This window comes from Streptomyces sp. NBC_00568 (assembly GCF_026341855.1).
Taxonomy (GTDB): Bacteria; Actinomycetota; Actinomycetes; order Streptomycetales; family Streptomycetaceae; genus Streptomyces.
This window is the reverse complement of sequence record NZ_JAPENW010000001.1, coordinates 7149314-7175070: the sequence shown is the minus strand read 5'-3', so window position 1 is coordinate 7175070 and position 25757 is coordinate 7149314. Positions and strand designations below refer to the sequence as shown.

Annotated in this window: 23 protein-coding genes; 9 read left to right on the top strand and 14 right to left on the bottom strand. The window is 73.7% G+C overall.

The window, feature by feature from the left end; genetic code table 11:
* Positions 1-347: 347 nt before the first annotated feature.
* Together OOK38_RS31205 and OOK38_RS31200 are read right to left on the bottom strand one after the other, a co-directional pair.
* Positions 348-854 (bottom strand): carboxymuconolactone decarboxylase family protein, encoded by a 507-nt coding sequence (locus OOK38_RS31205; protein ID WP_266766269.1) that lies wholly within the window; start codon positions 852-854, stop codon positions 348-350.
* A gap of 96 nt (positions 855-950) precedes the next feature.
* Complete coding sequence (locus OOK38_RS31200) at positions 951-1694, bottom strand: gamma-glutamyl-gamma-aminobutyrate hydrolase family protein (RefSeq protein ID WP_266766270.1); 744 nt, start codon at positions 1692-1694, stop codon at positions 951-953.
* A 230-nt stretch (positions 1695-1924) separates the two neighbouring features.
* Between OOK38_RS31200 and OOK38_RS31195 the strand changes: the two genes are divergently transcribed.
* The 3 genes from OOK38_RS31195 (at position 1925) to OOK38_RS31185 (ending at position 5089) form a co-directional block, all read left to right on the top strand.
* Complete coding sequence (locus tag OOK38_RS31195) at positions 1925-2851, top strand: ABC transporter ATP-binding protein (RefSeq protein ID WP_266766315.1); 927 nt, start codon at positions 1925-1927, stop codon at positions 2849-2851.
* The gene (locus OOK38_RS31190; protein ID WP_266766271.1) at positions 2848-3678 is read left to right on the top strand and encodes an ABC transporter permease; all 831 of its coding nucleotides are present in this window, start codon (positions 2848-2850) and stop codon (positions 3676-3678) included. The genes OOK38_RS31195 and OOK38_RS31190 overlap by 4 nt, the downstream gene beginning before the upstream one ends.
* A gap of 211 nt (positions 3679-3889) precedes the next feature.
* Positions 3890-5089, top strand: a complete 1200-nt coding sequence (locus tag OOK38_RS31185) for a nuclease (protein ID WP_266849084.1) — start codon at positions 3890-3892, stop codon at positions 5087-5089.
* Here the strand turns inward: OOK38_RS31185 and OOK38_RS31180 are convergent.
* A complete protein-coding gene (locus OOK38_RS31180) occupies positions 5078-5938 on the bottom strand; it encodes an AraC family transcriptional regulator (protein ID WP_266849082.1) in 861 nt (286 codons plus the stop codon). The genes OOK38_RS31185 and OOK38_RS31180 overlap by 12 nt on opposite strands.
* Positions 5939-6422: 484 nt before the next feature.
* Between OOK38_RS31180 and OOK38_RS31175 the strand changes: the two genes are divergently transcribed.
* From OOK38_RS31175 to OOK38_RS31160, 4 genes are all read left to right on the top strand, one after another.
* Positions 6423-6833, top strand: a complete 411-nt coding sequence (locus OOK38_RS31175; protein ID WP_266766274.1) for a VOC family protein — start codon at positions 6423-6425, stop codon at positions 6831-6833.
* A 132-nt stretch (positions 6834-6965) separates the two neighbouring features.
* Positions 6966-7460, top strand: a complete 495-nt coding sequence (locus OOK38_RS31170) for a helix-turn-helix transcriptional regulator (RefSeq protein WP_266766275.1) — start codon at positions 6966-6968, stop codon at positions 7458-7460.
* 294 nt (positions 7461-7754) lie between these two features.
* Positions 7755-8390 (top strand): glyoxalase, encoded by a 636-nt coding sequence (locus tag OOK38_RS31165; RefSeq protein ID WP_266766276.1) that lies wholly within the window; start codon positions 7755-7757, stop codon positions 8388-8390.
* Between the two features lie 66 nt (positions 8391-8456).
* Positions 8457-8927: an iron chaperone gene (locus OOK38_RS31160; protein WP_266766277.1), complete on the top strand. Its 471-nt coding sequence runs from the start codon at positions 8457-8459 to the stop codon at positions 8925-8927.
* Positions 8928-9110: 183 nt separating this feature from the next.
* Here the strand turns inward: OOK38_RS31160 and OOK38_RS31155 are convergent, their stop codons facing one another.
* The 8 genes from OOK38_RS31155 to OOK38_RS31120 form a co-directional block, all read right to left on the bottom strand.
* On the bottom strand, positions 9111-11198 hold the full coding sequence (locus OOK38_RS31155; RefSeq protein ID WP_266849080.1) for a condensation domain-containing protein: 2088 nt from the start codon (positions 11196-11198) through the stop codon (positions 9111-9113).
* A gap of 178 nt (positions 11199-11376) precedes the next feature.
* Positions 11377-12336: a 4'-phosphopantetheinyl transferase superfamily protein gene (locus OOK38_RS31150; RefSeq protein ID WP_266766279.1), complete on the bottom strand. Its 960-nt coding sequence runs from the start codon at positions 12334-12336 to the stop codon at positions 11377-11379.
* A gap of 12 nt (positions 12337-12348) precedes the next feature.
* Positions 12349-14130, bottom strand: a complete 1782-nt coding sequence (locus OOK38_RS31145; RefSeq protein WP_266766280.1) for an acyl-CoA dehydrogenase — start codon at positions 14128-14130, stop codon at positions 12349-12351.
* A 336-nt stretch (positions 14131-14466) separates the two neighbouring features.
* The gene (locus tag OOK38_RS31140; RefSeq protein WP_266849078.1) at positions 14467-15423 is read right to left on the bottom strand and encodes an aromatase/cyclase; all 957 of its coding nucleotides are present in this window, start codon (positions 15421-15423) and stop codon (positions 14467-14469) included.
* Between the two features lie 51 nt (positions 15424-15474).
* Complete coding sequence (gene fabG / locus OOK38_RS31135; protein ID WP_266766282.1) at positions 15475-16278, bottom strand: 3-oxoacyl-ACP reductase FabG; 804 nt, start codon at positions 16276-16278, stop codon at positions 15475-15477.
* The gene (locus OOK38_RS31130) at positions 16275-18434 is read right to left on the bottom strand and encodes an FAD-dependent oxidoreductase (protein ID WP_266766283.1); all 2160 of its coding nucleotides are present in this window, start codon (positions 18432-18434) and stop codon (positions 16275-16277) included. The genes fabG and OOK38_RS31130 overlap by 4 nt, the downstream gene beginning before the upstream one ends.
* A gap of 120 nt (positions 18435-18554) precedes the next feature.
* The gene (locus tag OOK38_RS31125; protein WP_266766284.1) at positions 18555-20156 is read right to left on the bottom strand and encodes a class I adenylate-forming enzyme family protein; all 1602 of its coding nucleotides are present in this window, start codon (positions 20154-20156) and stop codon (positions 18555-18557) included.
* A gap of 976 nt (positions 20157-21132) precedes the next feature.
* Positions 21133-22083 carry an MBL fold metallo-hydrolase gene (locus OOK38_RS31120; protein WP_266766285.1) on the bottom strand — a complete coding sequence of 317 codons (951 nt, stop codon included), beginning with the start codon at positions 22081-22083 and terminating at the stop codon, positions 21133-21135.
* A 177-nt stretch (positions 22084-22260) separates the two neighbouring features.
* On the opposite strand from OOK38_RS31120, the gene OOK38_RS31115 reads away from it, so the two are divergent.
* A complete protein-coding gene (locus OOK38_RS31115) occupies positions 22261-22500 on the top strand; it encodes a DUF6059 family protein (RefSeq protein WP_266766286.1) in 240 nt (79 codons plus the stop codon).
* Between the two features lie 329 nt (positions 22501-22829).
* Here the strand turns inward: OOK38_RS31115 and OOK38_RS31110 are convergent, their stop codons facing one another.
* The 3 genes from OOK38_RS31110 to OOK38_RS31100 form a co-directional block, all read right to left on the bottom strand.
* Positions 22830-23096, bottom strand: coding sequence for an acyl carrier protein (locus OOK38_RS31110; protein ID WP_266766287.1), 267 nt, complete (start codon positions 23094-23096; stop codon positions 22830-22832).
* A 152-nt stretch (positions 23097-23248) separates the two neighbouring features.
* Positions 23249-24085: a thioesterase II family protein gene (locus OOK38_RS31105; protein ID WP_266766288.1), complete on the bottom strand. Its 837-nt coding sequence runs from the start codon at positions 24083-24085 to the stop codon at positions 23249-23251.
* A gap of 51 nt (positions 24086-24136) precedes the next feature.
* On the bottom strand, positions 24137-24952 hold the full coding sequence (locus OOK38_RS31100; RefSeq protein WP_266766289.1) for an AfsR/SARP family transcriptional regulator: 816 nt from the start codon (positions 24950-24952) through the stop codon (positions 24137-24139).
* A 252-nt stretch (positions 24953-25204) separates the two neighbouring features.
* On the opposite strand from OOK38_RS31100, the gene OOK38_RS31095 reads away from it, so the two are divergent.
* Positions 25205-25432: a hypothetical protein gene (locus tag OOK38_RS31095; RefSeq protein WP_266766290.1), complete on the top strand. Its 228-nt coding sequence runs from the start codon at positions 25205-25207 to the stop codon at positions 25430-25432.
* Positions 25433-25757 lie beyond the last annotated feature (325 nt).

Here is a 25757-nt window from a genome sequence, read left to right as displayed (position 1 = left end):
CCCCGTGCGCGCGGGCCCACGGGAGTCCGGCATGTCCGCACGGGCCCACGGGAGTCCGGCATGTCCGCGCGGGCCGACGAATACCCGACGGGTGCCGACGGGCGCCGGCGGGTGCGGGTGCGGGCCCGCGGGTGTCCGCGCGGGCCGGAGCGGGTCCGCACGGGCCGGGGCGGGGCGGGGCGGGACGGGGCGGGACGGGGCGGGACGGGGCGGGGCGGTCCGGTGGATGCCCGGGGGCCGGTGCGGGCCGGTGCGGGCGGTGAATGCCCGAGGCCCTGTCCGGCGGTGGTGCCGCCGGACAGGGCCTCGGGCGTGACAGGGAGGCTGGAACGCGGGGACGGACGGGGTCAGGGGGCGGCGGGCAGCCGGGTGGTCATCGGGGTCCACGTCTTGGGGTTGATGCGCCAGTCCACCGGCTCCTGCTTGGTGGCGACGTTGACGCGGTTCCAGAGGTTGACCAGACCGATGTGCAGGACCACCGCGCCCAGTTCCCGCTCGGTGAAGTGCCGGGCGGCCTCGGCCCAGACCTCGTCCGACACCGGGTCCTTGTGGCCCTCGATGCGCGTCGCGGCCTCGGCCAGTGCCAGCACGGAGCGTTCGGCGTCGGTGAAGCAGGTCTGCTCCCGCCAGGTCTCCACCAGGGGCAGACGGTGGTCCTCCTCCCCCGCCTCCTCGAACTCGCGCTTCTTCACGGGTATCTGGACCGGGCGGCCGTTGATCTGGCTCACCCGCAGGTGGATGAGCACCAGGGTCTGCAACGGCACGCCGACACTGTTGACGGCCTTGACCAGGGCGCGCATGGGCGGCAGGACATCGGGAACGACCAGCGACGGGTTGGGCATCCGCGGCGGCATCTTTAATTCTCCTTCGCACAGGGATCGGAAAAGACCGGAAAAGACTCTGCCCTCGGGGCCGCGCCTTTTCCGCGATGACAAGATTTCGGCGGCCCGCTAATTCTTCGGGCGTCCGGCGGCTTGGGCAAGTGCCTCATGAAGTCGCCTGTCGGACGTCTGCCCGCATTCCCATTGCACACCGACCGCGAAGGGATGGTCCGTGACTTCGACGGCCTCGACGATCCCGTCACCGGCCCATCCGGTGGCGGTGAGGCCGGCACCGAGCCGGCCGACGGCCTGATGGTGGTGGCAGGCGGTCCGCGGCTCGTCCTCGTCCAGGACGGCCGCGATCCGGCTGTCCGGCCGGAGCTTGAGCGGATGACGGCCGAGGGTGAAGGACGCGGTCCGCGGACGGTGGCCGTCGTCGCCCGTGGTGTCCGGCAGGTGCTGCTCGAGAGTGCCCCCGTGCAGCACGTTGAGCAGCTGCATGCCCCGGCAGATCGCCAGGACCGGCAGGCGGGCGTCGAGTGCCCGCCTGGCCAGCGCCAGTTCGACGCGGTCGGCGTCCGGGCTCATCGCCCGGGTCGCCGGGTGCGGGTCCTGGCCGTAGAGCGCCGGATCGAGATCGGGGCCGCCCGGGATCAGCAGTCCGTCGAGCCGGTCCGCCAGGTCCGCCGCGCCGGGCAGCAGCGGGAGCAGCAGCGGTGTGCAGCCCGCCTCGGACAGGAAGGCCACGTGCGACTGGAGGGCGAGGCTGACGGCCAGGTCGCTGCCCTGGAGCGTGACCGGCGCGGTCCGCGCGCAGATCCCGATCACCGGGCGCCGGCCGGTGCCGGCCGGTTCGTTCGTGACTGAATTCATGGCCACCCTCATGGGTTTGCGGGTTCAACCGAGGAAAGTAAGCAGATGAAACAGGCGCTTCAGCGGACAGTCATCGCTGCCAAAATAACCACGGGGTGAAGCGGAGGCCATCGTTCAGGACCGGGGCGGTCTGCGACTACTGAACGGAATAGAACTCCTGATACCACAGGCGGGTGGGGAGTGTTCTTTTCCCCGGCGAAACTCTCGCAGGCCATTCAACCGAGGTGACCATGATCGAGGCCAAGAACCTCACCAAACGCTACGGCGACAAGACCGCCGTGAACGACCTGTCGTTCACGGTCGAGCCCGGCCGGGTCACCGGCTTCCTGGGCCCCAACGGCGCAGGCAAGTCCACCACCATGCGGCTGCTGCTGGGACTGGACCGGCCCGACGCCGGCGAGGCCACCGTCGACGGTGTGCGCTACCGCGATCTCGCGCAGCCCATGCAGGTGGTCGGCGCGCTGCTGGAGGCGCGTGCGGTCCACACCGGCCGCAGCGCCTACGACCATCTGCTGTGCCTGGCCCAGACGCAGGGGTTCGGCAGGCGCCGGGTCGAGGAGGTCATCGAGCGGGTCGGGCTGGCCGCGGTGGCCCGCAAGCGGGCGGGCGGCTTCTCGCTGGGCATGGGGCAGCGGCTGGGCATCGCGGCGGCGCTGCTGGGCGATCCCGCGGTGCTGGTGCTGGACGAGCCGGTCAACGGTCTCGACCCCGAGGGCATCGTGTGGATCCGGAATCTGATGAAGTCGCTCGCGGCGGAGGGCCGTACCGTCTTCGTCTCGAGCCATCTGATGAACGAGATGGCCGTCACCGCCGACCATCTCATCGTCATCGGCCGCGGCCGGCTGGTCGCCGACTGCTCCACGAGCGAGTTCATCGAGCGCAGCACCGAGCAGTCCGTCCTGGTCAAGACCCCTGACGGGGCACGGCTGGTGACGCTGCTGCGGGCCGAGGGCGCCACCGTGGCCCGCACCGGCGACGGCGACCTGGACGTCACCGGGATCGAGGCCCCGCGCATCGCCGAGATCGCCGCCGCCAAAGGCCTGGTCCTGCACGAGTTGTCGACCCGGCGCGGATCGCTCGAGGACGCCTTCATGGAACTGACCCGGGACGCCGTCGAGTACGACGCCGTCGCACCCACCGCCGGAGGCGTGAAGTGACCACCCTGAGCGCCCCCGCGCGCACAGCCGCCGCAGCGCACCGGCCGAGCTTCGGGCGGCTGATGCTCTCCGAGTGGACCAAGATCCGCTCGGTCCGCTCCACCGTCTGGTCGCTGGCCATCCTGATCGTGCTCACCCTCGTCTTCACCGTGCTGTTCATGGAGATGGGCGTCGCGAACTGGGACAAGAGCGATGCCTCCCAGCAGGCCGCGATGCGCCTCGACCCGACCGGCACCATCCTGGGCAGCGGCATCCTGCTCAGCCAGCTCGCGATCTGTGTGCTGGGCACGATGGTCATCGCCTCCGAGTACTCCACCGGCATGATCCGTGCCAGCCTGCTCGCGGTGCCCAAGCGGGTGCCGGTGCTGGCGGCCAAGAGCGCGGTCTTCGGGCTGCTGGTGCTGGCCGTGGGCGAACTGACCGCGTTCGGCTCCTTCTTCATCGGCGCGCCGATCCTGCACAGCAAGGCGCCGGTCGCGATCGGCGACCCGGGGGTCCTGCGGGCCGTCGTCGGCTGCGGCCTCTATCTGTCCCTGCTGGGCCTGTTCGCGCTCGCGATCGGCGCGATCATCCGGCACACGGCGGCGAGCATCACCGGCGTCATCGCCTTCGTCCTGGTGATCGCCCCGATGGCCAAGCTGCTGCCCGGCAGCGTGGGCGAGCACATCCACGGCTATCTCCCCACCGAGGCCGGATACCTGATCACCCAGCAGCACCCCCGCACGGGCGACGTGCTGGGGCCCTGGCAGGGCCTTGGGGTGCTCGCGCTGTGGACGGCCGCCCTGCTGGCCGTCGCGGCCGTACTGCTGCAGCGCAGGGACGCCTGACCCCCGGCGCCCTCCGCGCCCGCCGCGGGCGTCCGCCGGACAGGCGGACGCCCGCGGCGTCGTGTTTCCAGAGAACGTCGACCTGCTCTCGACTGCAGCTAAAGACCCTCCTGCGACGCTCGTCGGCAGCGGCAGCAGAGAGGGAGTAACAGGAATGGCTCAGAGCAACGCGCAAGCCGTCTTGATAACGAGTGCATTCAGCCCCGTCCGGATGGAGGGCATCGATTCTTCGACCCGCGGCGAATTCGACCTGAAGAATTTCGAGAAACTGCCGGCACGCGATGTCCCCGTCACCGCGCTGTCGCCCGGGGTGTCCCTGCGCCAGAGCGGAACCGACGCCGCGCACATCCAGCTCCTCGTCGACGCGGCGGGATCGGCCGAACTGCCGCCCATCCTCGTCCAGGTGGACGGCTGTCGCGTCATCGACGGACTGCACCGGCTGGAGGCCGCCCGGCTCCGCGGCGACGACACCATCCGGGCGCGCTTCGTGGACTGCTCCAACTCCGAGGCCCTCGTCATCGCCATGAAGGCCAACGGCGCGCACGGACTGCCGCTGTCGAAGACCGACCGTGTCTGCGGAGCCCAGCGGGTGCTGACCTCCCACCCCGACTGGTCCGACCGCGCCATCGCCCAGATCACCGGCCTGAGCGCCAAGACGATCGCCTCGCTGCGCGAACGGACGGCCGGCCACACACCGCTCGACGGCAAGCGCATCGGCCAGGACGGACGCCGGCGCCCGGTGGACGCCGGCGAGGGCCGCCGGCGCGCCGCCCAGTACATCGCCGCCCACCCCGACGCCCCGCTGCGCCAGGTCGCCCGGGAGACCGACGTGTCCCTCGGCACGGTCCACGACGTGAGCGCGCGGCTGCGGCGCGGCGAGGGCCCCGAACGCGACGGACGCCAGAACGCCGCCCGCCCGCAGCACATGCGGCCCGTGCCGTTCGTACAGCCGATGCAGTCCCTCCCGTCCATGCAGTCCATGCAGTCCATGCAGTCCATGCAGTCGGTGCCGCCGGCGGGGCAGGACGAGCGGACGGCGGAGGCGGCGGAGGCACTCTTCGACGGTGCCGGGCGGGTGCCGCTGCGGGTGGCGCCGAACGCCGACGCCGCGCCGGGGCACCGCCGCAACCACACCGACCCCCCGCCCACCTGGGCGGCGGTGGCGGCCAAGATGGCCGCCGACCCCGCCATCCGCTACACCGCCGGCGGCCGGGAGTTCCTGCGCTGGATGCAGCTGCACGCCACCGAGCCCGGCGAGGACTGGCGCACGCTCGTCGACGCGGTCCCGCCGCACTGGCTCGGCGTCATCGCCCCGATCGCCGAGCACATCGGCAGGGAATGGGGCCAGCTCGCCGAACGCCTCAAGACCCGCCAGGAACTGTGCCGCACTCCCCCGCGCTCACGGCCGTGACCGGGCCGGCGCCGCGGACGCCAGCCGCAGATGGCCCGCGGCCCGGCGCCGCGCGCCGGCGCCGGGAGCCGGCGTGACGGAGGCGCACCCGGGGCGGGCCGTCACGGTGGCCGGGGGGTCCAGCGCGGGCAGCGCGAGCAGGACCGGCGGATCGGCCGGCCTCACCGGGCGCAGCCGCACCGCCGCGCTGGTGACACCGTCGGCGGCGACCGTCACGGCCGGCCGGCCGTGCCCCCCGACGAGCACGGTCCGCCCGGCCCGCGGACCGGGCCCGACACCGGCGGCCTGCGCCACCGCGAGCAGGTGCCAGCTCCCGCCGGGAACGTTCTTCAGGGAGTAGCAGGACGGGCGGCCGCTGGGCACGTCGACGACGGCCCAGGCGAGCGGCGCGTGCTGGACGACGGCCGTGCGGAACGCGCCCAGGAACACACGGGCGTTGCCGTGGCCCTCCGGCAGGCTGACCGTCCCGGCGACCGTGCCGCCCCCGGGCCACACGGCCGGCTCCGGGTCCGGCAGGCCCTGCTGCCCGTCCCGCGACAGCCGGCGGAACCGGCCCGGAGACACTCCGACACTGGCCGTGAAGGACTTCGTGAACGAACCCAGGCTGTTGTAACCGATCGCCAGGGATATCTCGGTGATGCTCATCGAGGTGCTCTCGATCAGCCGTTTGGCCTCGTGCATACGGACCGCGGCCAGAAATCTCCCCGGAGTGAGCCCGGTCTCCGCTTTGAATACCCGCGTGAAATAGAAACGGCTGAGCAGAGCGCTTTCGGCGATCTCGGCGAGGGTCAGCGGCTCGCCGCAACGCTCCCGCATGTAGGCGACTGCCCTTTCCACCGCGTGGTCCATCCCGCACCTCACTCCCTCTTGATCCACCCAGCAGCGTGACGCGTCGGCGTCGCGACCGGCTCGAGAAGCACTCGCGATCCACCACAGCCGCGAACGGCAACCGCTCGGCACGGGCAGGAACAACGACAGGAACACCGCCGCACCGCGGGAGTTCCGGCGGGCCCGCGGTGCGCGTACCCCGAGTGCGCGGTGCGCTGCGGCCCGCGGTGCGCATGCCCCGAGTGCGCGATGCGCGGCGATGCGCGGCTAACGGCCGGACGGCGGAGACGAGCGGACGGCGTGCCAGCCGGACGAACGGGCGGCCGGACGAACGGGCAGGCGGGCGGGCGGAAACGGCGGGACGGACGGGCAGGCGGGCAGGCGGGCTGGCGGAAACGGCGGGAGACGGCGGGACGGGCAGGCGGGCGGGCGGCGGAGGGCGGGCGGGCAGACGGGTCAGGAATCGAGAAGCCCCGCTGACCGGGGCGCCGTTAGCGTGACGGGCATGGATCTCACCATTCATACGAGCGTCATCGCGCATGACGACCCGGACGCCGCGCTGGCCTTCTACGGCGGCGTCCTCGGCTTCGAGGTCCGCAGCGACGTCGGACAGGGCCGGACGCGCCGGATCACGGTCGGCCCCGCCGGCCGGCCCGGCACGTCCCTGCTGCTCGCCCCGGCCGGGTCCGGTCACGGGATCACCGAGGCCGAACGCCGCACCATCGCCGAGATGATGGCCAAGGGCACCTACGGCTGGATCCTGCTGGCCACCGAGGACCTCGACGCCGTCTTCGCGAAAGTGCAGGCGAGCGACGCCGAGGTCGTCCAGGAACCGCTCCTGCAGCCCACCGGCGTCCGCGACTGCGCCTTCCGCGACCCGGCGGGCAACCTGGTCCGCATCCAGGAGACCCGCTGAACCCTCCGGCCGGGCCCGGCCGGACCAGGCCGCCTGTCCACCCCGTCCCGCCCCACCCCGCCCTACCCCACTCCGCCCCGCGCTCCCGGCATCCACCGAGGTCTCCCGGACACGGGAGGAAGGAGTTCTCCCATGTGCCATCCCGCATGGCGGCGCGCGCGGATCGCCGCGCAGCACCTGCGCGATCTCGCGCACCTGCGCCGCGTCCGCGACCGGATCGACCGGCAGTACGCGCAGCCGCTGGACCTCGAGGCGCTCGCCCGTGCCGCGGACATGACGGCCGGGCACCTCAGCCGGCAGTTCCGCCTCGCCTACGGCCAGTCGCCGTACGCCTATCTGACGACGCGGCGCATCGAGCAGGCGATGGCACTGCTGCGCCGCGGCGACCTCGACGTCACCGAGGTCTGGCGCACGGTCGGCTGCCCGTCCCCGGCCGTCTTCACCGCCCGCTTCACCGAGCTGGCCGGCATGGGGCCCCATCTCTACGCCCGCCGCGCGGCGGCCGGGACGGGCGGCATCGCGTGGTACTTGAATCCTCCCCCAGCTGAAGCAGGGGGATTCCTGGCTCACGCTGCCTGCGGGTCAGCGACCCGACAGGTCTTCCGCGATCAACACCAGCCGGGTTGAAACCAGCCCGGTTTGATACAGCAAAGCTTGGAGGCGCATGTGCTGTCTTGGCTCTCGATCAGCACGCTGTGCGCGCATGGTTCTCGCACCGCACGGCGCGCAGCCTACCCACTCAGGTGGACAGTGTTTCGCCCTGGAGGCGAAATCCCGTTTCCTGCCCTGCCCCGCAGGAGTCCGATTCTCCCCGGCCTGAAGACCGGGGCTTCCTCGGAGGAACCCGGTGAGTTGCCCGGCGGACGGATCGAGCAGGAATGGAGAAGCCACCGCACCCGCACCGCAACTAGCGTGATCGGCATGACTTCCATCGCATCCATCACCCTCGAGGTGGCCGACCCCGCCGCCGCCCAGCACTTCTACACCACCGCCTTCGGACTCGGCTCCCAGGTGCGCCTGCGGGCCGGCGAGACGCCCACGACCGGCTTCCGCGGGTTCACGCTGGCGCTCACGGTGTCCCAGCCGGCCGACGTCAGCAGCCTCATCAATGCCGCCATCGAGGCCGGCGCCACGGAGCTGAAGCCCGTCGCGAAGTCGCTGTGGGGCTACGGCGGCGTCGTGCAGGCCCCGGACGGGACGATCTGGAAGGTCGCGACCTCCGCGAAGAAGGACACCGGCCCGGCCGGCAAGAAGATCGACGAGATCGTGCTCCTGCTCGGCGTCGAGGACGTCAAGGCGAGCAAGCGGTTCTACGTCGAGCAGGGCCTGACCGTCGGCAAGAGCTTCGGCGGCAAGTACGCCGAGTTCACCGCGGACGAGTCGAGCCCGGTCAAGCTGGCGCTGTACAAGCGCCGCGGCCTGGCCAAGGACCTCGGTGTCGCCGACGACGGCACCGGCTCGCACCGGATCGTCCTGGGCAGCTCCGCCGGGTCCTTCACCGACCCGGACGGATTCGCCTGGGAGGCCACCTCGCTGAGCTCCACGTCCTCGTCCTGACCCGGTGCCCCCGTCCGGGGGTCCGGGGCAGGGGATCGTCGCGCCACCGTGCAGGAGAGGCCCCCCATGACGAGCACGAAGAAGTCCGCCAGGAGTTCCACCGCCGCCGGGAAGCACGACGGGTTCACGGCCGAGGAACGCGACGCGATGAAGGAACGCGCCAAGGAGCTGAAGAGCGCGCGCCGTGGCCCGGGCGGCGCCAAGGCGGACACGGAGAGCGAAGTCCTGGCGAAGATCGCCGAGATGCCGGAGGCGGACCGGGTCCTCGCCGAGCGGATCCACGCCGTCATCAGGGCCGCCGCTCCGGACCTCACGCCCAAGCTCTGGTACGGGATGCCCGCGTACGCCAGGAACGGCAAGGTGGTGTGCCACTTCCAGAGCGCGCAGAAGTTCAAGTCGAAGTACGCCACGCTCGGCTTCAGTGACCAGGCCGCTCTCGACGACGGCGCCGTCTGGCCGACCGCGTACGCGGTGACGAAGCTGTCCGCCGCCGACGAGAAGCGCATCAGCGCGCTCGTCAAGAAGGCGGTGGGCTGAGGCGGCGCTCCCCCGAGCACGCCGCTCACCGGGTCCTGCCCCGGCCGAGCCGCCCCCCGGACGACCACCCGGGCGGGCGGCTCGCCTGTGCGGTGGTGCAGGGCTCTGCTTCCGGCGCAGGGCTCGGCTTCCGCTGTACGGGCCGTAGTCGGCCCGCCGGACAGGCCTCTGGCCGGTGCCAGGTCAGGTCGGCGGCGTGTGCGGCACGGGGGCGGTGTCGTCCGTCATGCGGGGCAGGTCCGTGTCCGGCAGTGCGGCGACGATGTCGGCGATGGTCGTCGACTCGTCGTGAGTGGACGGCAGTTCGCGCAGGAGCCGGGCGCACAGGCCGATCAGCCGGCCGGCGTCGGTGTCGGAGATCCGGGTGCGGTCGTGCACGGCGGTCAGGAGCAGGCCGCCGTCGGTGTCGGGGGAAGCGAGCAGGGTGATGGGGAAGGCGCTGTGCAGTCCGAGGGTCTGCGGGGGGCCGACGCGGATGTCGTGTGCGGCCAGGGCGGCGTCCAGGGCCGGTGAGGTGCGCGGGCGGTTCTCGAAGACGATCAGGCTCTCGAGGAGTTTCTCGTCGGCCCCGCGTCCGCTCCATTCGTGGATCTGTGCGGTCGACACCCATTCGTAGGCGGCCATGTCGATTGCCTGGTCGCGCAGTTGGGCCAGCAGGCGGGGCATGGAGTGGTCCGGGTCGATGCGGACGATGACGGGCAGTGCGTTCGCCAGGAGGCCGGGCAGGCGTTCCACGGCGTCCAGGGCGATGCCGCGGCCGGACACGCTGACGCCGAAGCCGACCGGGGCGGGTCCGTGGGCGCCGCCCGTCCGGTAGAGGAGCAGGGCCCACACGGCCTGGAGCATGCTGGATTCGGTGGCGGCGCGGGTGGCGGCCCAGCGGCGCAGGCGGCCCGCTTCGGTGCGGCTGAGGCGGGTCTGTGCGCGGCCCCAGCCGGTCTGGCCGGTCGCGGGGCCGGGCAGGGCGGGGCGGGTCGCGGGGGTGGCCGGGCCGGTGGCGGCCGACCAGAACGCGCGGGCCGGGGCGGTGTCCTGCCGGGCGAGCCAGTGTGCGTAGTCGCGGATGTCGGGGCGTCGTTCGCTGCCCGGCAGGAGGCCGTCGGCGAGGTAGGCGCGGTAGAACTCCTGGAGCAGGACGGACACGCTCCAGTGGTCGAGGAGCGCGTGGTGGAAGGTGATCAGGACGCGGGTCGACGTGGCGCGTTCGGTGTCGCCGGTGGCGCGGGGTTCGTCATCGGTGGGCGTGTCGCTGGTGGGCGTGTCGCCGGTGGGGGTGTCGCCGGTGGGGCGGGGGTCGTCGAGGAGGGTGGCGCGCAGCAGGCCCGGCGCGCGCAGGTCGAAGCCGCGCAGCCGGTCCTGGTGCAGCAGGTCGTCCCAGTCGAGGGTGCCGGCGCGGTGGTGGACCACGTCGGCGGTGACCTGGTCGTGGAGCACGATGCGTGGGTGGCGGTCCCAGTCGAACGCGGCGCGCAGGACGGTCTCGCGGTCGAAGACGGACTGCCAGGCGGCGGTGAACCGGTCGGTGTCGAGCGGGCCGTGCCAGTGCCAGAACAGCTGTTCCACGTAGCGGCCGGTGCCGTGGTGGGCCAGGGCGTCCAGCAGCAGGGCGTGCTGGCGGGGGGCGACCGGCAGGGTCTGCGGGGCGGCGGGGCCGCTGGTTTCGTGGGGGTGCCCGGGGCTGTTCGCCGCGGCGGGGTGGTCCGGGGCCGCCCGGGGGGTGGTGGTGTGGGCGATGAACGCGCGGGGGGCGGCGGCGGGGTTCTCGCCGTGTTCGTAGGCGTCGAGGAGGTCGGCCAGGAGCAGGCCGGCGCACTCGCCGTCGGCGACGAGGCGGTGCATGACGAGCAGCAGGGTGTGGTGCGCGGGCCCGTGGGCGATCAGCACGGTGCGCAGGACGCCGGTGTGTTCCAGGTCGAGTTCCTGGCCGGCCTCGTCCTCGGTGGGCGGGTGGCCGGTGGCGGTGCGGCGTTCCAGGCGGGGGGTGCGGGCCGGGTCGAGGTGGAGGCGGGGCGGGCCGTCCGGGCCGGGTGCCAGGCGTGCGGAGAGCAGCGGGTGGCGGGCGACGAGGCGGGCCAGGGCGCTGCGCAGTTCCCGGTCGTCGAGGGGGCCGCGCAGGTCGATGGCGAACACCTGGTTCGGGGAGGTGTCGTGGGGGTGGGCCCGGCGCAGCAGGGCCAGCTGCTGTTCGGTCAGGGGTACGGTGCCCGCCTCGTCCGCCCCGGGTCCGGCGGTCGCGGCGGGCGGCGCGCCTGGGGGCTGGAACTTGGTCATCGGGTGTCTCCTGAATCGCCATCCGGGGCATGGGTGCTTGCGGGCATGCCCCGGCTCGGTGGTCCGCACCGTCCGCTCCCGAGTGTCGGTCACACCGCTGCCATGGCGCTGACGTGCGGCTGACGCGCCGAGCGGGGGTCAGGCGGGGTGCGAGCGGGTCTCGAGCGGCGGCGTTCGATCACCCGGGCCGGCGGGGGGCGGGGCGGTCGTGCGGCGGCGGGACGAAGTGCGTCATGACCGCCGCGAAGCCCGGGTCGAGCATGGTGTGTGCCGAGGTGTCGGGGGCGGTGTCCAGGCCGGCGTCGTGGCGGGCGGTGCTGAGCAGGTAGCGGTCCAGGATGCGGTGGGTGGAGAAGGTCCATTCGGTGCGGGCGGCGGGTGTGCCGTCCGGGGCGAGCAGGCGGCCGGTGTGCAGGCCGAAGCCGAACTCGGTGAAGCGCAGCCGCATGCCCTGGCCGAGTGCCTTGGTGTAGGCCTCCTTGAGGGTCCACAGGCGCAGGGTCTGTTCGCTTTGTTCGTCCTCGGGGAGCCGGGCCAGTTCGGCTGCCTCGGTGGGGGTGCATATCTGGCCCTGCAGCAGGTCGGGGCGCATGGTGCGGTCGGCGGGCTCGGCGTCGACGCCGATCCGGCCGTCTCTGCTGAGTCCGAGGGCCATCAGGTCGCCGGTGTGGGTCAGGCTGAGGTCGAGCTGGTCGAAGCCGCGCAGGTAGGGGCGTCCGCCGAGCCGGTAGGAGACGTCCAGGCCCTCGGGTGCGGTGGCCAGTGCGGCCGCCGCCGTGTATTTCATCAGCAGGCGTGAGGCGACGAACCGGTAGCGGACCGCCGGGTCGGTGATGCGCCGGCAGCGGGCCCAGTCCCGCCGTCCGAGCAGCCGGCGCAGGTGGGGCCGGGTGAGCGCGGCGGGCAGCCATTCGCCCCAGGTGGTGTGGACGACCGCGTGGCCGTGGGCGCGCAGGTGGTCGCGGACGGGCCGCCAGGGTCCGGCGGGCAGGACGTGGATCGGCTCGCCTCTTGCGGGCCGGGGCCGGTCCGTGGCCGGGCGGAGGAACTCGTCCCTCGCGGGCCGGTCCGTGCCGGCGGGAAGGAGTTCGCCGGTCGTGTCGGCGGGCAGGGGCTCGCCGGTAGCCGTCCGGTGCATGGCGGCTGTCTCCTAGCCTGCGAGGGGTGTGTCGTACACGTCGAAGCTGCGGCTTCGGGCGAACCGCAGGAGTACTTCCTCCAGGACCGACTGCACGACGCCGTGGGGCGGTTCGGGGACCGGGAGGCCGAGCCGGCGTCCGATCCGGGACAGGGCCAGCACCGCCCAGGCCGGCTGGGCGAGGAAGGTGCCGGTGTGGTGGTGGCCCTCCCACACGCCCAGGCAGGCGGCGGCGGCGAGCACCAGGACGTAGCGGTCCAGGAGGGTGCAGGCCCGCGGGTCGGCGAGGGTGTCGTGGACGGCTTCGGGGAGGTGGCCGCACTGCTCGCGCAGGGTGCGCATCTCCTGGACGAAGGTGTCCGCGAGGTCGGCGAGTGCCGCCCGCTGCGGGCCGGCGGTGCGCTGCGGGCCGAGCCGGCGGGCGGCGCCGATGAGGGTGGCGGTCAGGACGTCGTCGCCGCCCGTCAGGGACAGCCTGCGGTAGTCCAGGTCGGGGACGGCGGCGGTGGGCAGGTACAGGGCGGGGGCGGGTTCGGGCGTACGGAACCACGAGGTGCGGGCGAGGGCGCGCAGCCGTGGCACCAGGACGGCCTGGCAGGCGGCGCTGCCGGCGTGGCCGAGTCCGGCGACGGGCAGGTCGCGTCCGAGTTTCTGGAAGCCGCCGTACAGGGGTCCGCGGTCGTAGCCGTGGGCGCCCAGGACGGTGGCCAGTTCTTCCAGGTTCTCGCGCAGCACGTCCTGGGTGGCCAGTTTGACGGCGGCGGCCGCCAGGTGGGCGCTGTCGGGCAGCAGGCTCAGGGTGCGCAGGGCGGTCACCGCCATGGCGTCGCAGGCCAGCAGGTCGGCGAAGACGCCGGCGAGGACCGGTTGGTGACGGCGTGCCGGCTGTCCGGTGGTGCGGCCGGTGACCGCGGCCCTCACCGCGAGCCGCAGGGCGCTGTCGACGCCGGCGACGAGGGCGGCGGGGATCAGGCAGCGGTTGACCATGAAGGTGCGCAGGGCGAGCGGGAGTCCGTCGCCGGTGCCGGCGACGAGGGCGGTGGCGGGGACGGGGCAGTGGGTGAACTCCAGTCCCGCGAAGCGGTTGCCGCGCATGCCGGGGGTGGCCACGCGCGGCAGGCGGCGCAGCCGGGCCGGCGGGAGCTGGTCGGGATCGAGGAGCAGCACGGAGTGGCTGTGCGGGCCGGGCGCGGTGGCCGTGCGCGCGTACATGACGAAGGCGCGGGCCCGGTCGGCGTTGATGATGACGTCCTTGCGGCCGTCGAGGACGAAGCCGCCGCCGGGTGCGGGGCGTGCGGTGAACTCGTCGCGCAGGATGGCGTTGGCGTGGGTCAGTTCGTGGTGCAGGATCGTGACCCGGCCGCCGCCGCCGTCGTCGTCGTCGCCGTGGAGCAGGTGGCGGGCGGTGCGCTCGCGCTGCTGCCGGTTGCCCGCGGCCCAGACGGCGGACGCGCCGAACAGGGCGGTGATGCCGTAGCCGAAGCCGAGGGCGACGTCGCGGCGGAAGAGCGGGCGCAGCACACGGGCCAGGGTGTCGGGGCGGGCGAGGCGGCCGCCGAGGCGGCGGGGGACGAACTCGGCGGCGAGGCCGGCGTCGGTGAGCAGTGCCTCGGTGGCCTGCGGGGTGCGGCGCTGTTCGTCGGCGTCGAGGAGCGCGCGGTGGCCGTGCGGGTTGCGCGGGTCGGCCGGGTCGCCGAGGAGTTCCTCGATCCGCGCGGCCCGCTCGGCGCCGTCGGACCCTGCACCGCCGTCGGCGCCGCCGGGGGTGGCCGGGGGGCTGGGTGCGGCCCTCACCGGGTTCCTCCGAGGATGCCTCGGCCTTCGGGCCGGGGTGGGGGTACCTCCCGCTTGCGGGGGAGAATCGGACTCCTGCGGAGCAGGGCAGGGAACGGGATGTCGTCCCAAGGACGGAACACCGTACGCCTGAGTGGGTAGGCTGCACGCCGTGCGGTGCGAGAACCAAGCGCGCACACCGTGCTGATCGAGAGCCAAGACAGCACATGCGCCTCCGAGCTTCAGTATCAAACCGGGCTGGTTTCAACCCGGCTGGTGTTGATCGCGGAAGACCTGTCGGGTCGCTGACCCGCAGGCAGCGTGAGCCAGGAATCCCTGCTTCAGCTGGGGGAGGATTCAAAGGAGGGTGACCGCGTTTCGGGCGTGCCGGCCGGCCAGGTCGAGGACCGCTGTGCTGGTGCGGCCCAGGGCCTGGCGCAGATGGCGGCGGGCCCCGGCCACGTCCGCGTGCTCGCCCAGCACCGTGGTGATGTCCTCCTCGCGCAGCACGACATGGTGCTGCGCAATGAGCGTGACGCCCTTCTCGTCGGGGACGACGGACCATTCGCCGGTGTGCGCGGCGATCAGCGGTGCGGTGGCGGTCTGCTTGTAGACGATGCGTCCGGCGTGCGGGAAGCAGACCCGCACGGACCGGGTGGTGTGGGTGCGGCCGTCCGGTGTGCGGGTGTCCATGGACAGGGACTGGATGCCGGGGTCGTCCTCGGTGAAGTCCAGGCGGGTGACGTGCGGGAGCGTCTCGGGCCAGTCGCCGATCCGGTAGAGGAAGTCGTAGACCAGTTCGGCCGGTCCGGGCACGCGGACGGTGTCCTCGAAGGACAGGACCAGGTCGTCCAGGCGGCCCCAGCGCTCGGCGAGAGCGCGCAGGCTCTCCAGCTGTGTACGGGTGTTGGTGTCGGTGGCCCGCCGCACCCAGGCCACGTCCTCACGGTGGCCGCCGGTGACCGTGAAGTCGTGCTGCAGGGTCAGCCGGGAACGGTCGGCGCCGAGCGCCTCGACCGTCCAGGTGCCGGTCATGGATTGCAGGGGGGCGGCGGGCAGTTCCTGGCGGAACGTGATCCGCCGCCGCTGCGGGTCCAGGGTGCGGCGTGAGGTCCATGACGTGACGTGGCCGTTGGCGGTGGCCCACATGCGCAGCCGCTCGTGGTCGCCGTCGAAGTCGAGCTGCTCCACGTGCACGGTGGGCGGCAGGAACAGCGGCCACCGGGGGGCGTCGGAGATCAGCCCGTACGCCACGCCCGCCGGCGCGGCGACGATCACCTGGTGCGTGGTGCGGTGCACTCGCTCGGCGGACATGTCCCACTCCTCGCTCTGGGGATCACACGGACGGTTCGGTGCGGGCGGATCTCAGAAGTTGCCCAGGCCGCCGCAGACGTTGAGGGCCTGGGCGGTGATGGACGCGGCGTGCTCGGTGGTCAGGTAGCCGACGAGGCCGGCGACCTCCTCGGGGGTGGAGTAGCGGCCGAGCGGGATCTTCGCCTCGAACTGCTCCAGGACCTGTTCCTCGGTGGTGTTCCAGGCGCCGGCGTAGCCCTGGCGGACCCGCTGGGCCATGGGTGTCTCGACGTAGCCGGGGCAGACCGCGTTGACGGTCACGCCGGTGGGGGCGAGTTCCTTGCCGAGTGCCTTGGTGAAGCCGACGACGCCGTGCTTGGAGGCGGAGTAGGGGGCGCCGAGCACGACGCCCTGCTTGCCGGCGGTGGAGGCGATGTTGATGATGCGGCCGCCTCGGGTGCCGGCCAGGCCGCCGTTCTTGAGGACCTCGCGGGTGAGCAGGAAGACGCTGTTGAGGTTGGTGTCGATGACGTCGTACCAGAGTTCGTCGGAGAGGTCGGCGGTCGGTCCGCCGCCGCTGCGCCCGGCGTTGTTGACCAGGACGCCGATCGGGCCGAAGGCGTCGACCGCGGCCCGCACGAGCGCGGCGACGGACGGGGCGGAGCGGACGTCGGCGGCGGTGCCGTCGACGTCCAGGCCCTCCTCGCGGAGGTCCTCGACGACCTGTTTGACCTGCTCGGGGTTGCGCGCGCAGATGAAGACACGGTGGCCGCGGCGGCCCAGGTCGCGGGCGACGGCCAGCCCGATGCCGCTCGTCGCGCCGGTGACCAGGGCGGCCGGCTGGGCGGGCGAGGGGGCGGGCGGGGATGACGTCATCGTGTTCTCTCCATTTCCATGGCGCCTGCTGGGCTGTTCGTCTCGACCGTGTCCTGAACGGCTCGACGGCTGCCGGAGGGCCGCTCGAGAGTCGCTGCATCCCGGGCGGCGACGGGGTGGACCGGGGCGAGCGCCCGCTCCAGCGCCGCGGGGGTCAGCGTCTCGCCGCGTGCGGCGAGGTAGCCGTCGGGCCGCACCAGCACCCAGGACCCTTCGGCCTCCAGCCCCAGGGCGGCCCGCAGGGCACCGTCCGCATCGGGCAGGACACCGTCCACGTCGGGCAGGGTGCCGTCCACATTGGGCAAGGCGGCGTCCACATCGGGGAGGCCACCGTCCGCGGTACGCAGGGTGTCGTCCGCGTCGGGGAGGGCACCGTCCGCGGCACGCAGGGTGCCGTCCGCGTCGGGCAGCGCTGTCCGTCCCGTACGGCCGCCGACGCGGCGCACGGACAGCCAGGCCCCGTAGCGGCGCTCCGCCTCGCGGGCCGTGCGCAGCGCAACACTCCCCCTCCCGCTGCCGCGGCCGGTGCCACTGCCACTGCCACTGCCACCGGGGTCGCTGCCGTGGTTGCTGGCATTGCCGCGGTCGCTGCCGCCCCCGCTGCTGTGGTCGCGGTCGCTGTCACTCCCGCTGCCGTGGTCGTGGGCCAGGAGCAGGGACCAGCGCACGTCGCGCAGTTCGCGGACCAGCGCGTCGCCGGCGGTGGCCGCGCCGGAGGCGCGTTCGCCCGGTGCGGGCACCGGCCGGCGGCGCGGGCGGGCACGGGAGGTGGCGGCGGGCGTGGTGAGGGGCGATCCGGCGTAGTGCAGGCGCAGCCCCGACATGCCGCCCAGCACCTTGCGCTGGATGGCGCGGCGCAGCCACGGCGCGTTGCGCACGACCGCGAAGACCAGCGGCAGCCCGACCGCGGCCAGGGCGTTCTTGAACTGGACCAGCCAGGTGGCGGTGCGCGTCGAGTCCAGCAGCGCCCGCCCGACCGGGACCCGTTCCTGGCCGTAGGACTCGAGCAGCGGGCGCCGCGCGTGCCCGTGGTGGACGGCGGCGAGTTTCCAGGCGAGGTTGTACGCCTCCTGGATGCCGGTGTTCATGCCCTGCCCGGACGCCGGGCTGTGCACATGGGCGGCGTCGCCCGCTACGAACACGCGGCCCTCGTGCATCCGCGGGACCATCCGCTGCTGGAAGGTGAACACGGACGTCCACTCCGGCTCGCCGACCTGGACACCGGTGCCCAGGCCGCGGGAGAGCCTGGCGCTGAACCGTTCGGCGCTCCCCCTCCCGTCATGGCTTCGGGGGGCCGTGTCGAGCAGGCGCCAGTGGCCCTCGCGGGCGTAGGGGACCATCATCAGGGCCTGGCCGCCGGTGTGGACCCAGTAGATGGTGTCGGGCGCCAGGTCCATGCGGACGGGGGCGTCGGCGAGCATCCAGGTGTCGCGGCTCTCGCCGACCAGCGGCAGGCCGAGGGTCTTGCGGACGGTGCTGTGGCCGCCGTCGCAGCCCACCAGCCAGGGCACCGCGCAGACCTCCTCCCACTCCCCCCGCCCCGCGCACGCCTCGCCCTCTTCCCGCCCCTGGGGCCCCTCGCGTTCCTGCGGCTCTTCCCGCTCTGCCCGCCCCTCGCGTTCCGCGGCGCCGGCGCTGTCGCGGGTGCGGGTGCGGGTGGGGGTGGGGGTGGGGGTGGGGGTGGGGGTGCTGTCGGTGTGGACCAGCCGTGCCCGTACGCCCGTCGCGTCCTGCTCGAACCCCGCCAGACGCACGCCCCATTCGACCCGCACGCCGAGCCGGGCGACGGCGTCGCGCAGCACGCCCTCGGTGCGGGTCTGCTCGATGATGAGGGTGTAGGGGTAGCGGGTGGGCATCGAGGCGTAGTCGGCCTCGAGACGGACCAGGCGCCGGCCGGTGGCGTACATGGTGAAGGCCCGGTTGCGGCGGCCGTGGCGGAGCATGCCCTCGGCCGTTCCCATCTGGTCGAAGGTCTCCAGGGTGCGCGGGTGGACGGCGACGGCGCGGCTGGTGCGGGCGGGTCCGGGCGCGGCGTCGACGACACGCACCCGCAGGCCCCTGCGGGCCAGTTCATGGGCGGCGGTCAGACCGACCGGCCCGGCCCCGACGACCAGCACGTCGAAACCGGGGGGCGGCTTGTGCACAGAGGTCGTCATGAGGGGTCTCCTGTCGGACGGGCGGCCCGGGCGCCGGCCGGGATGCCGGCCGGGATGCCGGGCGGGATGCCGGGCGGGATGCCGGGCGGGATGCCGGGCGGGATGCTGCCGGGCCGGGGTTCAGGCGCCGGCTTCGGCGGCGGCGCGGGCGCGTACGGACTCCCGCAGCGCCTGCCGTTCGGGTTTTCCGGTACGGGTGCGGGGCACGGTGTCCAGGGCCTGGGCCCGGTGGATCCGCTCGCTGGGGGCCAGCCGCCCATTGGCGTCCCGGACGATCGCCTCCAGCGTGCGCGCGGTGTGCCGGGCGGCTCCGGGCGGCCCGCACAGGACGATGCCCGCCCATACGACGGCGCCGTGTTCCGCGTCCGGCCAGGCCACGACGGCGCAGTCGGCGACCCTGGGGTCCTCGGCGATGACGCGTTCGACGCCGGTGGGTGAGACGAGTTGGCTGTCGCAGGTGAAGACGTCGTCGATCCGGTCCACCAGGAAGAGGCGGCCGTCGTCGTCGAGCAGGCCGACGTCACCGGTGGACAGCCAGCCCTGCGCGTCGATCGGGGACGGTTCGCCGTCGTCCAGGTAGCCGGCCATCACCTGGGGTCCGCGCACCTGCACCTCCCCCGCGGTCCCGGCCGGGACCGCGGCACGGGAGCGGAGGTCCACGACACGGCATCGGGTGCCGGGCAGGGGCGGGCCGACCGCGCCGGGCAGCACGGGGTCGTGGGGGCGCTGCATATGGGACAGCGGGGAGAGTTCGGCCAGGCCGTAGCCCTGGATCACGGGGACGCCGAGCGCCCGGCGCAGCCGGCGGGCGGCCTCGGGGGCCAGCGCGGTGCCGCCGGACATGAGCGCGGTCAGCCGCGGGCCGGCCGGGATTCCCTCCCGGGCCGTGTCCAGCCGCGCATCGGCGGCGAGCCGGTGCAGCCGGGCGGGCAGCCCGTAGTAGTGGGTGGCACCCGCCCGGGCGGCCAGCGCGAGCGAGGCCACCGGGTCCGGGTCGTGGCACAGAACCTGCGAAGCCCCCGCGTACACCGCGGAGTTGAGATGCATCAGATGGAACAGCGGCAGGTGGTTGAGGGTGACCGAGCCGGGCCCCAGGCCCTGGGCCAGGGCGGTCTGGGCGGCGTTGGCGACAAGGTTGCGGTGGGTGAGCCGTACTCCCCTGGGACGTCTGGTGGTCCCGGTGGTGAACTGCAGGCAGGCCACGGCGGACAGGTCCGGGGCGGCGCTCGCGTACGGTCCGCCGGACACGGTGTCCAGGACGGTGTGCAGCGCGAGGGCGCCTTCGGGGACGGCCCCGCCGGCGTCGGCGTCGGTGACCAGGACGGTGTGCAGCAGGGGCAGCCGGCCGCGGATCCGCGCCAGCGGCTCGGCGACGGCGGCCGGGACCAGGGCGATCTCGACGCCGGCGGCGGTGCACAGGTGGTGCAGGGTGCTCTCGTCGGCCAGCGGATTGATCAGGGCGACGGTGTTGCCGCTGCGGCTGGTGCCGTAGACGGCGGCGGGGAAGAGCGCGTCGAGGCTGGCCGCCACACCGACCACGACCGGCCCGCGGCCCGCCGCACGGGCGGCGAGGAACCGGGCGATCCGGTCGGCGTGGGCGTCGAGCTGCCCGAAGGTGACCGTCCCCCGCCCGGTCGTGAGGGCGGGCGCGTGCGGGGCGCGCGCGGCGGCGCGGCGCAGGAGTCCGTCCCACGGCAGTTGCGGGCACGTGAAGTGCGGCACGGTGTGCGGCCCCCTCTGCGACGGGTCGGCTCCGGCGCGTCGACGGGCCGGCTTGGCGTGGTGGTACGCCCCACGCTCAGGGCCGGAACTCGAGAGATGTTCGAAACCCGCTCGACCGCGGCCGCAGAACACGAGGAGAACCGGCACAGCCGACCGCCGCCCCGGCACCGCGCGGCACGGCGCGGCACGGCGCGCGACCCGGGGTGCGGTGCCGTGGACTCAGCCCGTGCACGCGCGGTGAACCGGCCCCGTACGCCTCCGAGTTCACCGCCCCGGTCCGCGCGGATACGGCGGCACGCACACCCGGGTGCGGCAGCTCCCGCGCACCGGATACGGCCCCGTCACCGCGCCGGGCCGCGCCGGGCCGTGCCGGGCCGCGCCGGCGCGGTGATGGGCGGGGCAGGCGGCCGACGCCTTCGCCGAGGACGCCGCCTTCACGAAGGACGCCGGCTTCACGGGGACACCGGCTTCGTCGGACCGGCCTGCGCGGCCGCCGGGCCGCCGGACAGCGCAGGGCGCAGAGGGCAAGGCACGAGCCGAGAGAGGGCGAGGCGAGCGGGCGGCGCGGGTGGGTTCGAGGTGGTGGAGTGTCCGGACGGCGCTCCGGGGTGCGCGCTGCGGGACGGCGGTCGCCTCGGCTGCCCGGCAGCGTCTGCATGGCGCACCGGGAGTGCGCGGGCGGGCGCGGACCTGCCGGTGCGCAGACATGCGCGAAGACATGCCTGGACGCACTGACGCGTGCGGCGCGGACATGTGCGGCACGGACATGTGCGGCACGGACATGTGCGGCACGGACGCGTGCGGCACGGACGCGTGCGGCACGGACATGTGCGGCACGCGGACATGGGCGGCGCGGGCGTGGTGGTGTTGGTGTGTGGTGTCTGCGCAGGGCTGCTCGGGGCGGCCCGCGGGGTCGCTCGAGCCGGCCTTCAGAGCGGCTCGGGGCGGGCCGGGTCCGGGCCGGGGGTGTGTCCGGTCAGGCCAGGCAGCAGAGCGGTCCGCCGTTGAACTCGGTCATCTCATCGAGTGCGGCGTGCTTCTGGGGCAGGGGCAGCGGGGCGTCGGCGGGCAGGCCCTGGAGTTCGGCGTAGGCGCGGCTGAGGTTGGCGGACAGCCGCTCCGGGTCCAGGAGGTGCGCGTAGCGTCCCAGGTGTGCGCCGCGTGCCGTCTGAAGCGGGGTCCGGCCGGCCCGTACGCCCTCCTGCGCGAGCCGGCGCACCAGGAGCAGGTAGCCCTCGACGGCGTCGAACACCTCGGGTCCGCACACCGCTCCGTGACCGGGTACGACGGTGGTGGCGCCGTACGCGCGCAGCCGCTCGATCGCGGCCAGGGATCCGGCGAGGGAGCCCATCAGGAAGAAGGGGGTCACTCCGTTCATGGCGAGATCGCCGGTGAACAGGACCTTCTGCGCGGGCAGCCAGACCACCGTGTCGTTGGAGGTGTGGGCGGGCCCGACGTGATCCAGTTCGGCGCGGATCTCACCGACGTGGAGGGTGAGGCGGTCGCGGTAGGTCACGGTGGGCGGCGCGAGTTCGATGTCGCCCCACCGCACGTGGGGCCACAGGCTCTTGAGGTGCAGTCCGGCCGCCGTCATCTCCGTGCGGGTGCGCTCGTGGCCGATCACAAGGGCCTCGGGGAAGACGAAGTTGCCGAAGGCGTGGTCGCCGTGGAAGTGCGTGGTGACCACGGTGCGCGGCGGCGCCGGGTTCAGTTCCAGTGCGGCGGCCCGCAGGCTGCGGGCCCGGGTCTCGGTCGCGGCGGTGTCGACGAGGGCGCTCTGGCCGCCGGAGACGAGGATGCCCGCGTTGTTCAGGCACCAGCCGCCGGGCGGCTGGAGATAGGCGTGCACGCCTATCGCGATCTCGGTGACGCGGCCGGCCGGAGCGGGCACGGTCACCGGGGTGCGGACTGGGGGGCTGGGGCGCACGCCGGTCTCCTCACGCAGTTCTCGGTCCGGCGAGCCTGCCAAGTCCGCCTCGCGGCGCGGTGGACAGCGGCCGAACCCGCCGCGCGAGCGGCTCTCGACCGGTTGTCGACCGGTTGTCGACCGTTTCCTAAGAGCGTTGCGGGCACGACCGGTCCACCGGGGAAAAGGGGAGCCAGGATGAGCGAGCGCCGCCGATGGCCGTCCCGTCTGCTGCGGCGGGTCTGGCCCGCAGTTGCCGCTGCGGGACTGCACCACGTGCTGGGTGAGATGCACCGGGCCCGCACCCCGAAGGTGCCGCTGGCGCGACCGCCCCAGGGCCACCCCGAGCGGCTGCGCCCGGATGTTCCGCTGACGTCACTGGAACTGGCCCTGGTCCGGGAACTGGACATCCGCTGGCGTTCCCGCGCCGAGGGCTGAGGACAACGGCAGCGACAGCGGCGGGCGCCGGGAGACCGCCGGAGGCAGCCGGGCCCGGTCCGGCGCCGCGCACCAACACGGGCTCAGGCACTGCTCAGGCACTGCTCAGGCACTGCGCGGGCTCGGGCCCGGGCCCGCGGGCCCGGGCGCGGACATGGACGCGGGCTCGGGCGCGGGCTCGAACGGGGGCGCTGTGCCCGGGCGTTGTGCCCAGGCGTTGTGGCCCCGCGTACCCGGCCCGGCCGGGCAGGTCACCCGGCCCGGCCCGGTCATCCTGCACCCGGCCCTGCCCGGCCTGCCCGGGTCGGTCCGGCCTGCCCGGTCGTGGTTCAGGCGACGGCCCGGGCGGCGGACAGGGCGCCGTTGACGAGGGCGAGGAAGGCGCGTGGTGTGTCGGCCTCCTCGAGTGCGTCCTCGTCCAGGGTGATGCCGTGGTCCCGCTCGATGTAACCGGCGGTCTGCAGGATGGCCAGCGAGTCGTAGCCGAGTTCCATGAACGGGACGTCGATGACGTCGCCGTCCAGGTCGACGCCCTCCTCCTCGCCGGCGCACTCGCGCAGCAGGGTCTTCAGGTCGCTGAGCTCAAGGCGGTTCATGATCTCTCCGTTCGGTTGTGCGGGCGGGTCAGCGGGCGGTGGACGGGGGGCAGTTGGGCGGGGGGCAGTTGGGCGGGCCAGGACGGCCGGACGGCCGGGGCCGGGCGGGGTCAGGCGGGGTCAGGCGGGGTCGGGCCGTGTCGCCGGCGCCCTCACCGGTGTCCCGCGGCCGGCAGGGGTTCTACGGCCGGCCGGAGTTCCAGTGAGAGTGCGGGTGTCGGTGCGGGTGTCGGTGCGGGTGTACGTGTTGGTGCGGGTGTGGGTGTGATGCGGTGTGCCACGCGGCAGGCGCGCCCGATGAGGCGGGGCAGTTCGGGGCCGCGGACGAAGAAGTGGTCGCCCGGCAGTGTGCGGCGCACGAGGCGGCCGGTGGTCCACCGCTGCCAGCCGTCCAGGGCGGCGGGGCCGGCCACGGGGTCCGCGCGCCCGCCGACGGCGAGCACGGGCACCGGCAGGGGGCCCGCCCCGTCGTCGACGGCGGCGGTGCGCAGCGCGCGGGCCAGTTCGAGGTCGTCGCGCAGCACGGGCAGGACGGTGCGGTGCCAGACGCTGCCCGGCCCGGTGAGCGGTGTGTCCGGGGCGCCGTCCAGCGTGCCGAGCAGGCTCAGCAGGTCACCGTCGCTGGTCTGGCCGGGCGTGGTGGTGCGGGCGGCGGCGAGGTGCGGGGCGGGGCAGGCCCCGACGGCCAGCAGGGCGGGTGCGGGCAGGCCGGCGTCGAGCAGGGCACGGGTGAGGGTGTAGGCGACCATGCCGCCGAGGCTGTGCCCGTAGAGCGCGTACGGGCCCTGGTCGGCGGCGTCGGCGAGCGGGCCGAGCAGATCGTCCAGCAGCCCGTCGCGGTCAGTCGCCCGGGGTTCGCGGCGCCGTCTGCCGCGCCCCGGCAGCAGCAGCGGGACGACGTCGATGCCGGGGCCGCAGAGTTGCTGCCAGCGGCCGAAGCTCGACACCCCGGCGCCGGCGTGCGCGAAGCAGTACAGCCTTACGTCCATGGGCCGAGCCTCGCCGACCCCTCTGGAGAACGGCTTGAACCGGACGTCGGGTCAGGCGGCGTACAGGTCGAACGTGGAGGAGCGGCGCGGCCCGCGCAGGATGTCGAGCTTGGGGTCGACGGCGAGCATCGCGTGGTGCAGGCGCTGCAGCTGCGGTGCGGGTTCGACGCCGAGTTCCTCGATGAGCCGGCTGCGCAGCCGGTGGTAGACGCCGAGTGCGGCGGCCTGCCGGCCGGAGCGGTAGAGCGCGACCATGGCCTGGGAGTGCAGTCCCTCGTGCTGCGGGTGACGGGCGATCAGGTCGGTGAGTTCGGCGATGACCTCGACGTGCCGGCCCAGGCGCAGGTCGGCGTCGATGCGGCGTTCACGGGTGACCAGGCGGCTCTCCTCCAGCCGCATGACCTCGATGGACAGGATGGGGCCGACGCGTACGTCGACCAGTGCGGGGCCCTGCCACAGGTCCAGGGCCGCCCGGTAGGCGGCGGCCGCCTGTTCGTCCTCGTCGCAGGCCTGCTGTCCCTGGGTCACCAGCCGCTCGTACTCGCGTACGTCGACGGCTTCGGAGGGTATCTGCAGCAGGTAGCCGCCGTGCCGGGTGGCCAGCACGTCCTTGGCGGCGCCGGGTGCGCCGGGTCCCATGGCGGTGCCCAGCCTGCGGCGCAGCTGGAGGATGTAGGTCTGCAGGGTGGTGAGCGCGCTCTGCGGCAGTTCGGTTCCCCAGATCTCCTCCATGAGCGTGGGTACGGGCACGACCCGTCCCGGGTAGAGCGCGAGCAGTGCGAGGATCTGCCGGGGCTTGCCCGCCGTCGGAACGATCGACATCCCGTTGACGGCGGCACTCAACGGACCCAGAACCTGAATCTTCATGGTCTCCTCCGTACCGGTATCCAATTGGGCGTCGATTTTGCGCCGCTCAGATAATTCCTGTCTTTTCCTCACCAGCCGGGGACGAGACGAACCGTAGCCTCTCTCAGTCTTTCGCGGCGTCATCCTCCAGACGCCTTCGAGCAGTTCTCCACACATCCGTTCCTGACAAGGCGCTGACATCGCACTGACCCTTTCCGCACGGTGTCCGGCAGGGTCTTCCGGAAAATTCGGGGCGCCATTAGCTTCTCTTCCATGGATAGCCGTGCGCAGCGTGCTGTGCCGACGGGCGCGGATCCCCTGACCCGGCAGCTGCTGCGGCAGCTGGCCGCCCGCGCCACAGGGACGGAGCCGTCCGGGTCCCCGGGCGGTGCGGGGGAGGCGGCCGGCCGCGGGCCGGACGCGGCCGGTGCGCTGCGGCTGCTCGCCGCGTGGCACCGGCGCGGGACCGAGGTGGGCTTTCCCGAACTGACGGCCAACTGACGGCCAGCTGACGGCCCTCTCACGGCCGTCCGCCGCCGGCGGCTGACCACACCGGAGCGGCGGGCCGGCGGGCGGCGGTGGGTGCGGCCCGCCCGGCACCACCGCGCCCCGCCCCGCCCCGCCCCGCTCTCGACCTGCCCTGTCCGTGTGCGGAGCTGCGGAGCGTCCGGCCCTTCGGGAGAGGTTTCTCCGGGGCTGTGCGCATGGTTGCCCAGGAGGGTTTCCTCGAGGCTGCGCACACGGTTCCTCGAGAGACGCTCGTGTTTTTCCCGCGGCCGCCCCGCTGCGTCTATGGTCCGGTGACCGAGGAGTCTTTTCAGGTTTT

What these genes read in the sequence shown, in the direction of transcription:
- OOK38_RS31150 (WP_266766279.1), bottom strand. Translation starts at nt 12,336, where the DNA reads ATGCACCGGACGGCTACCGGCGAGCCCCTGCCCGCCGACACGACCGGC.
- OOK38_RS31160 (WP_266766277.1), top strand. Translation starts at nt 8,457, where the DNA reads ATGACGAGCACGAAGAAGTCCGCCAGGAGTTCCACCGCCGCCGGGAAG.
- OOK38_RS31115 (WP_266766286.1), top strand. Translation starts at nt 22,261, where the DNA reads ATGAGCGAGCGCCGCCGATGGCCGTCCCGTCTGCTGCGGCGGGTCTGG.
- OOK38_RS31140 (WP_266849078.1), bottom strand. Translation starts at nt 15,423, where the DNA reads ATGTCCGCCGAGCGAGTGCACCGCACCACGCACCAGGTGATCGTCGCC.
- OOK38_RS31130 (WP_266766283.1), bottom strand. Translation starts at nt 18,434, where the DNA reads ATGACGACCTCTGTGCACAAGCCGCCCCCCGGTTTCGACGTGCTGGTC.
- fabG (WP_266766282.1), bottom strand. Translation starts at nt 16,278, where the DNA reads ATGACGTCATCCCCGCCCGCCCCCTCGCCCGCCCAGCCGGCCGCCCTG.
- OOK38_RS31165 (WP_266766276.1), top strand. Translation starts at nt 7,755, where the DNA reads ATGACTTCCATCGCATCCATCACCCTCGAGGTGGCCGACCCCGCCGCC.
- OOK38_RS31200 (WP_266766270.1), bottom strand. Translation starts at nt 1,694, where the DNA reads ATGAATTCAGTCACGAACGAACCGGCCGGCACCGGCCGGCGCCCGGTG.
- OOK38_RS31185 (WP_266849084.1), top strand. Translation starts at nt 3,890, where the DNA reads ATGGAGGGCATCGATTCTTCGACCCGCGGCGAATTCGACCTGAAGAAT.
- OOK38_RS31195 (WP_266766315.1), top strand. Translation starts at nt 1,925, where the DNA reads ATGATCGAGGCCAAGAACCTCACCAAACGCTACGGCGACAAGACCGCC.
- OOK38_RS31155 (WP_266849080.1), bottom strand. Translation starts at nt 11,198, where the DNA reads ATGACCAAGTTCCAGCCCCCAGGCGCGCCGCCCGCCGCGACCGCCGGA.
- OOK38_RS31095 (WP_266766290.1), top strand. Translation starts at nt 25,205, where the DNA reads ATGGATAGCCGTGCGCAGCGTGCTGTGCCGACGGGCGCGGATCCCCTG.
- OOK38_RS31205 (WP_266766269.1), bottom strand. Translation starts at nt 854, where the DNA reads ATGCCGCCGCGGATGCCCAACCCGTCGCTGGTCGTTCCCGATGTCCTG.
- OOK38_RS31100 (WP_266766289.1), bottom strand. Translation starts at nt 24,952, where the DNA reads ATGAAGATTCAGGTTCTGGGTCCGTTGAGTGCCGCCGTCAACGGGATG.
- OOK38_RS31180 (WP_266849082.1), bottom strand. Translation starts at nt 5,938, where the DNA reads ATGGACCACGCGGTGGAAAGGGCAGTCGCCTACATGCGGGAGCGTTGC.
- OOK38_RS31110 (WP_266766287.1), bottom strand. Translation starts at nt 23,096, where the DNA reads ATGAACCGCCTTGAGCTCAGCGACCTGAAGACCCTGCTGCGCGAGTGC.
- OOK38_RS31170 (WP_266766275.1), top strand. Translation starts at nt 6,966, where the DNA reads ATGTGCCATCCCGCATGGCGGCGCGCGCGGATCGCCGCGCAGCACCTG.
- OOK38_RS31105 (WP_266766288.1), bottom strand. Translation starts at nt 24,085, where the DNA reads ATGGACGTAAGGCTGTACTGCTTCGCGCACGCCGGCGCCGGGGTGTCG.
- OOK38_RS31175 (WP_266766274.1), top strand. Translation starts at nt 6,423, where the DNA reads ATGGATCTCACCATTCATACGAGCGTCATCGCGCATGACGACCCGGAC.